The sequence below is a fragment of the Bilophila sp. 4_1_30 genome, assembly GCF_000224655.1.
Classification (GTDB): Bacteria; Desulfobacterota; Desulfovibrionia; order Desulfovibrionales; family Desulfovibrionaceae; genus Bilophila; species Bilophila wadsworthia.
Genome location: NZ_JH114232.1, coordinates 572,361 through 576,294 on the forward strand (window position 1 = coordinate 572,361; position 3,934 = coordinate 576,294).

4 protein-coding genes are annotated in these 3,934 nt (G+C 62.3%); all 4 read right to left on the bottom strand.

Going from position 1 to position 3,934, the window contains the following annotated elements; genetic code table 11:
* Positions 1-7: 7 nt before the first annotated feature.
* The 4 genes from HMPREF0178_RS09165 to HMPREF0178_RS09180 all read right to left on the bottom strand — a co-directional run bounded on the left by HMPREF0178_RS09165 (position 8) and on the right by HMPREF0178_RS09180 (position 3,673).
* On the bottom strand, positions 8-1,393 hold the full coding sequence (locus tag HMPREF0178_RS09165) for a 3-deoxy-D-manno-octulosonic acid transferase (protein WP_009380368.1): 1,386 nt from the start codon (positions 1,391-1,393) through the stop codon (positions 8-10).
* 91 nt (positions 1,394-1,484) lie between these two features.
* Complete coding sequence (locus HMPREF0178_RS09170) at positions 1,485-2,384, bottom strand: D-alanine--D-alanine ligase (protein WP_009380369.1); 900 nt, start codon at positions 2,382-2,384, stop codon at positions 1,485-1,487.
* Complete coding sequence (locus tag HMPREF0178_RS09175) at positions 2,341-3,039, bottom strand: HD domain-containing protein (RefSeq protein WP_009380370.1); 699 nt, start codon at positions 3,037-3,039, stop codon at positions 2,341-2,343. Before HMPREF0178_RS09175 ends, HMPREF0178_RS09170 begins: the two co-directional genes overlap by 44 nt.
* A gap of 10 nt (positions 3,040-3,049) precedes the next feature.
* Complete coding sequence (locus HMPREF0178_RS09180) at positions 3,050-3,673, bottom strand: NTP transferase domain-containing protein (RefSeq protein WP_039958990.1); 624 nt, start codon at positions 3,671-3,673, stop codon at positions 3,050-3,052.
* Between the last annotated feature and the right edge of the window lie 261 nt (positions 3,674-3,934).

Consider the following 3,934-nt stretch of genomic DNA (forward strand, 5'->3'; position numbering starts at 1 on the left):
CGTTCTTTCACCTCATTTCATCCAATAATCTCTGCGCGCAGCGGGCCGAGCCGCCGAGACGGGGTGCGAGCCAGTGCTGGAAGCGTTCCCGCACGGCGTCATGCGGTGTTGGAGTGGCGAGTTGCTGTTGCAGCAGTGCTGCGACGGCCTTGGCGTTTTCGCCGGTTTGGAGAAGGCCGAGGGCTTCGAGGGAGTCCTGTTTGGCTTCGCCGGAAGGTTCCAGCGCCCATGCGAAGTTGTCCAGATGAGGGCCGCAGCAGGGAATCCTGCCGAGTGCCAAGGGTTCGAGGAAATTCTGGCCGCCGAGGGGTGCGAGGCTGCCGCCGACGAAAACGGCGTCCGCAAGCTGGTAAAGCTGGCCGAGTTCCCCGAACGTGTCCCATATGACGATGGACCCGGCAGGGATGGTTTCTGTTTGCTTCGAGCGCATGACGGCAGGGAGTTTCGCGCCGCTCAGGAGCGCCTGCCACGGTTTGACGCGGTACATGTGCCGGGGGGCGAGGACGATGGTGGGGGCGTCGTGCGCGCGCAATGTCTGGATGACGGAAAGGAGCGCGGGTTCTTCCTGTTCGCGGACGGAGGCCAGCAGGACGGTCTGCCGGGCGTGGAGTTCCGGAGGCAGGAGTTTGAGCAAAGGGTCGGACACGGCGGGTATGGCTGTGGCGGTGGCCCGGTCGAATTTGATGTTCGGCACGGCCTCCACTCTGTCGCCGCCGAAGATCCGGGCGAAACGTCCGGCGTCCGCTTTTGAGATGGCGCAAACATGCTTGGGCGCAATGGATTCCCAAAAGCCGGGGATGACGGCCTCAAGCTTGAGGTAACCGCGCAGGCTCTTGTCCGTCATGCGCCCGTTGAGGATCAGCATGGGGACATGACGTTTTTCGCAAGCCAGCATGAGGCCGGGCCAGAGTTCGGTTTCCAGCAGGCCAACTACACGAGGGCGGACCTGATCGAGCGCCTTCTCCATGAGTTTTGGCGCGTCCAGCGGGAAAAACGCCGAACGGACGGACAGCCACGGGTGCTTCTCATGAAGTTTTCCCGACATATCCTGCAAAATGTCGAGCCCTTGCCGTGTCCACGTGGTGGCGAGCACATACAGAGGTTCAGGAGTGCCCCGCTTTTCGCACAATACGGCAAGATGGGTGAGGAGTTCCCAGACGAGATAGGCTTCGCCGCCGGATGCCGCTTGAAGCCAGATGTCCACTTTTGTACGGGGGCTTGCGCCTTCGTCGCCCGTTTCCATGCCCAGCGCCGGGCCGGGCCATCCGTCAGGAACCAGACGCTGCGGGAAGCTTTCTTGAAGGCGCTTATGGCGGCACAGGACTGGACGGGCCGCCAGCCATGCCAAACCGTATGCGCCGCTCAACAGGGCGCGGAGCACGCTGCGTTTCACTGTGAGGTATCCTTGGTTTGAAAGACGGCGAGGGAAGGGGAGCCCTTTTCTGGAAAGGTTCCTTCTTCCCTCGCAGAAGTCCTTTTCCGCCCTATCGTTCCAGAGCGAGTTCGAGCAGGCGTTCGACGAGATCCGCGAAGGACATGCCTTTGACGGCGGCTTCACGGGGAACGAGGCTGGTGGAGGTCATGCCCGGCGTGGTGTTGACTTCAAGGATATACAGGGTGCCGTCATCCTGAAGGATGAAGTCGGCGCGGCTGTAGCCCTTGAGCCCGAGCGCGTGGTGGGCGCGGAGGGCTGCATCCTGCACTTTGGCGGTTTCCTCGGGGGCAATGGGCGCGGGACAGATTTCCTGTGCGCCGTCGGGCGCGTACTTGTTGTGGTAATCGAAGTAGTTGCCCTTGGAAACGACGAGGATGGGCGCGAGCGCCTCTTCGCCGAGCACGCCGCAGGTCACTTCACGGCCGATGACGGCGGTTTCCACAATGGCTTCCTCTCCCATTGAGAACAGGGAGTTCAGGGCCGTGTAGAGTTCCTCTTCGTTGGTGACGCGGGAAAGGTGCAGGCTCGAGCCGCCGGTGTTCGACTTGACGAACATCGGGTATTGCAGATCGGGCTTCCAGTTCGGTCCGGGATGGCGGGGCAGGAACACCCCGTCGGGGATCTTCAGGCCCGCGTCGCGGAAGATCTGCCGTGCCGCCGCCTTGTGCAGGGCGAGGAAGGAACCGGCGGGGCCGGCCCCCTGATACGGGCAGTTCACGCGATCGAGGATGGCCTGTACGAGGCCGTCTTCGCCGGGTGCGCCGTGCAGGTTGATGAAGGCCGCGTCATGTTCGCGGGCCATGTCCATAAGCCGTTCGAAATCCTTGGCCGGATCGCAGAGCGTTACGCTGTGCCCGCGTTCCTTGAGGGCGGCGGCGATCTGTTCGCCGCCCTTCAGGGAAACTTCACGCTCGGGAGACCAGCCGCCCGCCAACAACAGTACTTTCATGGAGAGGAAACTCCAGTTGCGCCGAAAGGACGCGCTCAATGGTTTTGGAATGTTCCCAGCCGCGATGGATGGCGGCGCGGGAGTGTTCGCTTTTTCCATAGCGGACAAGCAGATCTTCATAGCGCTCGTCGAGCGATACCATTTCGTCGTGGCGGGCCCGCTTGTCCGCATAAATGACGAAAAAAATCGGATGTACGAGATCTTCCGGCAACGGCCAGGGCCATTCGACATGGTGGTAGACGGCTTGGGCCACCTTGTGGTTGCCTGTGGAATCGACCACCCATGACGCGCCGATCTGGGCATGGCTGCCGCCGAACTGCACGGTATAGGACTTGGCGATGTCGTGCAGCAACCCCGCCGCGAGGGACAGGGCCACAAGCTCTGGGTGTCTGGTCGCGCCCGTTTCCACGGCCCTCCGGGCCAGCGCTTCGGCCATGCCGGCCACGCATTCGCTGTGCCGTTCGATATGGGAAAACATGGCGTAGCGCGTCCATAGGGCACGGCAGGCCGCCTCGTCGGGAATCGGGGCGGTATCCGGATGATCGAGGCTCCACAGGTTGGGAAGCTCGGGAAGGGCCGGATTTTCGTAGGGTCTGCCGCTCCGGAGGGGAGGCGTGACGAAATGGACTGCGTGTTCGCTTGCTGACTGGGACATGGAGGCTTCCTTACAAAGGCTTTGCACGGGACAGGCTTTCGTAAGCCTCCCACGTATCAACATCTGTTATTGCTGCCGTATCATTGGTAGGCATGAGGCGCAAGCCGAATGCGGCGAGAATGCCCCGAGCGCCCTTGTCGCCGCTCAGGAGGAGCGTTTCGCGGAATGCCCCGGAGGGCAGGATCACCGGGTTGCCCCGGACGCCGTCGCACGCCGGAGCCGCCGCGCATTCCGGTTTTTGCAGGTAAAACGCCGCCAGTTCCCGTACCAGTTCCGCCCCGACCAGCGGCTGATCCCCAAGGAGGACGACGACGCCCGGAGGAGGGCAGGCAAAGCGTGCAACAAGCCGCCGGATACCGGCCTTGAGGGATTCGGCCTGTCCGAGGTGAGCGTCGGGAGCGGGGACGATCTCCATGCGGGCATCGAAGCCGGAGACGGCCTTGAGCAATTCCGGGGAGGCGTCGGGCCGCACGGTGACGAGCACGGGGGCTAGCCCGGCGTCCAGCGCAGCGCGGACGGCCCGGCGGACAAGCGGTTCCCCGTCGAGCGTCAGGGTCAGCTTGCAGCGGCCCATGCGCCGGGAGAACCCAGCGGCCAGCACAATGGCGGGGAGCGGAGAGCGTGTTGTGGTCATGGTTGTGCGGGGGACTTGGGGAAGGGAGGGGGAAGCTTTTAAAAAAGTTTCCCCCTCCCTTCCCCAAACCCCCATCCCTCCCTCTTCAAAAACTTTTCGGCTTTATCGAATCCCTCATGTCGGCTTTTCCGAGCAAAAAAGATTCGTTTATGGCAATATTGCTTCGTCAGCAATGGAATGGAAGATATTGGAACCTCTAAAAAGAGCAACAGGGAACGCTGAGAACAGGGATTCGATAAGGTCAAAAGTCTTGGGAGAGAA